The 4,972-nt window shown below is 68.0% G+C and carries 5 protein-coding genes; 1 reads left to right on the top strand and 4 read right to left on the bottom strand.

The window, feature by feature from the left end:
* From PKE44_RS14970 to PKE44_RS14955, 4 genes are all read right to left on the bottom strand, one after another.
* On the bottom strand, nucleotides 1-377 hold a 377-nt coding region (locus PKE44_RS14970; protein WP_324552598.1), incomplete at its 3' end, for a hypothetical protein.
* Nucleotides 378-976: 599 nt separating this feature from the next.
* Complete coding sequence (locus PKE44_RS14965; RefSeq protein WP_324552600.1) at nucleotides 977-1,507, bottom strand: transposase; 531 nt, start codon at nucleotides 1,505-1,507, stop codon at nucleotides 977-979.
* A 115-nt stretch (nucleotides 1,508-1,622) separates the two neighbouring features.
* On the bottom strand, nucleotides 1,623-2,126 hold the full coding sequence (gene greB, locus PKE44_RS14960) for a transcription elongation factor GreB (RefSeq protein ID WP_324552595.1): 504 nt from the start codon (nucleotides 2,124-2,126) through the stop codon (nucleotides 1,623-1,625).
* Nucleotides 2,127-2,131: 5 nt separating this feature from the next.
* Entirely contained in the window at nucleotides 2,132-3,469 is a 1,338-nt protein-coding gene (locus tag PKE44_RS14955) for a glutamine synthetase family protein (protein ID WP_324552593.1), read from the bottom strand.
* 152 nt (nucleotides 3,470-3,621) lie between these two features.
* On the opposite strand from PKE44_RS14955, the gene PKE44_RS14950 reads away from it, so the two are divergent.
* The gene (locus PKE44_RS14950; RefSeq protein WP_324552590.1) at nucleotides 3,622-4,905 is read left to right on the top strand and encodes an FAD-binding oxidoreductase; all 1,284 of its coding nucleotides are present in this window, start codon (nucleotides 3,622-3,624) and stop codon (nucleotides 4,903-4,905) included.
* The last annotated feature ends 67 nt before the right edge of the window (nucleotides 4,906-4,972 follow it).

The following is a 4,972-nucleotide window of genomic DNA, read 5'->3' as shown; positions in this document are numbered from 1 at the left end:
CCGCTGCGCCGCGGCCACGGCACGCCGGCGACCGGCGCCGGCTCGGCGGCGTTCGGCCAGTCCTCGTCCGGCCAGTGGCCGCTGGCCGCGCAGGCACGCGCGGTATCGAGCGTGCGCTCGTCGAGCCGTCCCCCGAACAGCGTCGCCAGCATGCGCGGCGGCGGGCCGAGGGCGGCTTCGCACTGCTGCTCGAACCAGTCGTCGTAGCCGAGCAGGCGCACGCCGAGCATCAGGCTGCTGAACGAGACGTGGTAGTCGTCGTCGCGCAGCGCGTTCAGCCAGGCGGCGAAGCAGGCCGTATGTTCGGCGACCGGCGTCAGCGCCAGCCCGGCGGCCTCGGCGAGCGCCCGGCGGATGCCACCACTGAACTCCTCCATCGCTGCCTCCGCGGTCGCTTATGGGCGATGGCCGAGTGTAGGAGCGGCGCGGCGGATCCGGCGGGGGCGGTAAAGATGGGCTTCCTGCGTCAGCCCATCCTACGAGACGGCACGCCGGTGTGGCACAAGCGTTTCACGTAGGATGGGCTGAGCGCAGCGAAGCCCATCTTTACCCGCCGATCGATTACCGGTCACCTCCGATCAGAAGGTCGCTGCCACCGCACCAGTCCAACGAATAAAGCCTGGCTCGACAATTCGATGAAAACTCGAATACTGCCAACCGGCCAGTTACGGCACCATCCGTGCCGGGCTTGAAGAAGTTCGGTCGACAGATTATTCATGCACCAACGCTGTTCCATTCTGACTTTCCCGATGCAATATCTCAGCAGGGCTAAAAATCTACGATGACTTCCAATCAATAATCTAGACAACCAAGCCATCGTGATTTTATGCGAGCACGGCGTCCGGAACTGTATTCAACGCGAAAGATGGGCTTCGCTGCGCTCAGCCCATCCTACGTGAAACGCTTTTGTCACACCGGCATGCCATCTCGTAGGATGGGCTGACGCAGGAAGCCCATCTTTCGCGCCACTCACCGATTACCGGTCGCCTTCGATCTGAATATCGCTGCCGCCACACCAGTCCAGCGAATAAAAACCTTGCTCGACATGCCGATGAAAACTCGAATACGGCCAGTCAGTCACCCGCTGCGCCCATCCGTGCTTGACCGGATTCCAGTGAATGTAATCCAGATGGTGGTTGAAATCGTCTTCGTCCCGGATCAGGTACTCCCAGAATCGACGCTGCCATATGCCGCGCTCACGATGCATGCGCCGGTTCGGTGATACGTATTCCGATTTTTCCAATGCACGCGAGAAATGACCCTTGAGCAGATTCCAGCGTGTCGAATAATCGCTGTCACCGTCCGGCAGCGACCAGATGCAATGCAAGTGATCGGGCAGGATCACGACGGCATCAAGCCGGAAAGGACGCTGGCGGCGGGTATAGGCGAACGCCTGACGCAAGGCATCGACATGCTCGACCAGCAAGCGGTTGCTGCCACGCTCGGCGAGGTTGACGGTAAAGAACCAGATAGCACCCGGCGCCCGGGCTCGGCGGTAGTGCGTCATGGAGAGGACGTAGCGGAACAATTCAAAGGCCTCAAAGGATAGAGGCCTGAACCTGATGCGATATCGCGAAAGATGGGCTTCCTTCGTCAGCCCATCCTACGAGGCCGCTTCACCTTCAGCCCTCGCCGTAGCGAATCCCGACGATCCACACCGTCGCCTCGCCCTCCGGCAGCTGCACGCGCACCTCGTCGCCGTCCTGACGCTTGAGCAGGGCGCGGGCGAGCGGCGAGTCGACGCTGATCCAGTGCTGCGCCGGGTCGAATTCGTCGGCGCCGACGATGCGCACCTCGCGGGCTTCGCCGGCTTCGGTCTCGTACTCGACCCAGGCGCCGAAGTACACGCGCGTGCGGTCGTCGGGGATGCGGTCGACGACGGTCAGCACGTCGAGGCGCTTGCTGAGGTAGCGCACGCGCCGGTCGATCTCGCGCAACTGCTTCTTGCCGTAGGTGTATTCGGCGTTCTCGGAGCGATCGCCCTGCGCGGCGGCCTCGGCGACCGCGCGCGTGACCTCGGGGCGTCTGACCTTCCACAGGAACTGCAGCTCGGCGCTCAGGCGCTCGTAGCCGGCGCGGGTGATGTACGGCGACGAGGCCGGGGCGGGCGGGCGGTAGCGGGACATGGGTTTCAGACGTTCAGCAGCAGGTATTCGCGCTCCCAGGAGCTGATGACCTGGAAGAAGGCTTCGTACTCGGCCTGCTTGACCGAGACGAAGGCGGTGACGAAACGCTCGCCGAGCACCTGCTTCAGGGCGTCACAGCTCGTCAGCGTGCGCAGCGCCTCGTGCACGCTGCGCGGCAGCGCATACGGCGCGTCGTGGGCGCTGCCCTCCCAGGGCTGGGTCGGCTGCAGGCGTTCGATCATGCCGAGGTAGCCGCAGGCGAGCGAGGCGGCCATCGCCAGATAGGGGTTGGCGTCGGCGCCGGGCACGCGGTTCTCGATGCGCCGCGACTGCGGGCTGGCCTGCGGCACGCGGAAGGCGGCGGTGCGGTTGTCGTAACCCCACTGCACGTTGATCGGCGCGACATCGGTGCGGTTGATGCGCCGGTAGCTGTTGACGTTCGGCGCGATCAGCGCCATCGCGCTCGGCAGGTACTTCTGCAGGCCGGCGATGTGGGCGTAGAACAGCGGCGTCGGGTTGCCGTCCTCGTCGCTGAACACGTTGCGGCCGTCGTCGAGGCCGACGATGCTCTGGTGGATGTGCATGGCGCTGCCGGGCTCGTGCTGCATCGGCTTGGCCATGAAGGTCGCGTAGATCTGGTGACGCATCGCCGCCTCGCGCATCGTGCGCTTGAAGCGGAAGGCCTGATCGGCGAGCGCGAGCGCATCGCCGTGCAGCAGGTTGATCTCCAGCTGCGCGGCGCCGGATTCGTGGATCAGCGTGTCGATGCCGAGGCCCTGCTTCTCGCAGTAGTCGTAGACATCCTCGAACAGCGGCTCGAATTCGTTGACGGCGTCGATGCCGTAGGATTGCCGGCCGGTCTCGCGCCGGCCCGAGCGCCCGATCGGCGGCTCCAGCGGGTAATCCGAATCGGTGTTCGGCTTGACCAGGAAGAATTCGAGTTCGGGCGCCACGACCGGCTTCCAGCCGCGCTCGGCGTAGAGCCTGAGCACGCGCTGCAGCACGTGGCGCGGCGCGATGTCGACGACGCGGCCGTCGCCGTAATAGGCGTCGTGGATGATCTGCGCGGTCGGCTCGGTCGCCCAGGGCACGAGGCAGATGGTGTCGAGGTCGGGGCGCAGCACGATGTCGCCGTCGGCGGCGCTGATCACGTCGTAGTAATCGTCGGGGGCATCGCCGGTGATCGTCTGCAGGAAGATGCCTTCGGGCAGGCGCAGGCCCTTGTCCTGATAATACTTTTCGGCCGGCAGGATCTTGCCGCGCGCGACCCCGGACATGTCCGGGATGATGGCCTCGACCTCGACGATCTGATGGTCCTTGAACCAGCTCTTGATGGAACTCATGCGGGGAATCCGGGGAAACCGCGGCTGCGGCCGTCCGCGAGCCTAGTCGAGCGGCTCGCGCGCAAACAAGGCGCGCACCGCGAGCGGCTGCCCGGCTTCTGCAAAGGCCGATGAACGCGCCGATGAATGCGCCGACCGGGGGAATCCACGCCATGCGCACGCTCGCCCACGCCCGCTCCTGGTACGAGGACGCGCTGCCTCCCGAGCCGCCGGCCCCGGCGCTCGCCGGCGACGTGCGCGCCGATGTCGCCGTGCTCGGCGCCGGCCTCACCGGCCTCAACGCCGCGCTCGAACTGGCGGCGCGGGGTCTGCGCGTGGTGCTGGTCGAGGCGGCGTGTGTCGGCGCCGGCGGCTCGGGGCGCAGCGGCGGGCAGGTGCTCGCCGATTACGCCTGCGGCATGGAAACGCTGCGCGGGCTGCTCGGGCGCGAGGCTGCCGCGCAGCTCTGGCAGTGGTCGCTGGAGGCGGTCGCGCGCGTGAAGAACCACATCGCCCGCCACGCCATCGCCTGCGACTGGCGCGACGGCTGCGCGACGCTCGCGCTCAAGCCGCGGCAGGTGCGGGCGCTGCGCGACTGGCAGGCGCAGGCAGCGCACGACTATGGCTACGACGGCCTGCGCTGGCTCGCCGCCGGCGAACTCGGCGAGCTGGTCGCGAGCCCGCGCTACTGCGGCGCGCTGCTCGACACCGGTGCCGGCCACCTGCAGCCGCTGGCGTACACGCGCGCGCTGGCGCAGGCGGCACGCGCAGCCGGCGTCACGCTGCATGAGCACAGCCCGGTGCTGCGCATCGAAACCGGGCCGCGGCCGAAGCTCGTGACGGCCGGCGGCACGGTCGAGGCCGATCAGCTCGTGATCGCCGGCGGTGCGCTGCCGGCACGGCTTGCGCCGGAACCGGCGGCGAAGGTGCTGCCGGTCGGCACCTACATCGTCGCGACCGGGCCGCTCGGTGCCGACGTGGCGACGGCGCTGCTGCCGGCGGACGCCGCGCTCTGCGATGCCAACTTCGTGCTCGACTACTACCGGCGCTCGGCCGATCACCGGCTGCTGTTCGGCGGGCGCGTCAGCTACAGCGGCCTGGAATCGCCGGGACTCGCGGCCGGCATGCGCCGGCGCCTGCTCGCGGTGTTCCCGCAACTGCCGCGCACGCTCGCGATCACGCACGCCTGGGGCGGCCACGTCGACATCACCGTCAACCGCGCCCCGCACTTCGGGCGCATCGGCAGCCGGGTCTGGTTCGCGCAGGGCTTTTCCGGCCACGGCATGGCGCTCTCGAACCTCGCCGGCCGCGTGCTCGCCGAGGCGGTCAGCGGCCAGCTCGAACGCTTCGATGTGTTTGCCGGCATCCCGCACCGGGCCTTCCCGGGCGGCGGCCGGCTGCGCGTGCCGCTGCTGATGCTGGCGATGCTGGCGTTCCGGCTGCGGGACCGGCTGTAGGGCGCGGGCGGATCAGTCCTCGCCCGCCCCGCGCATCCACGCCCGCAGCAGCCCGATCAGCAGCGCC

Origin of the sequence: Plasticicumulans sp., assembly GCF_035331805.1 — a bacterium.
Classification (GTDB): domain Bacteria; phylum Pseudomonadota; class Gammaproteobacteria; order Competibacterales; family Competibacteraceae; genus Plasticicumulans.
The sequence above is the reverse complement of the archived record's forward strand: the minus strand, read 5'-3'. Positions and strand labels throughout refer to the sequence as shown.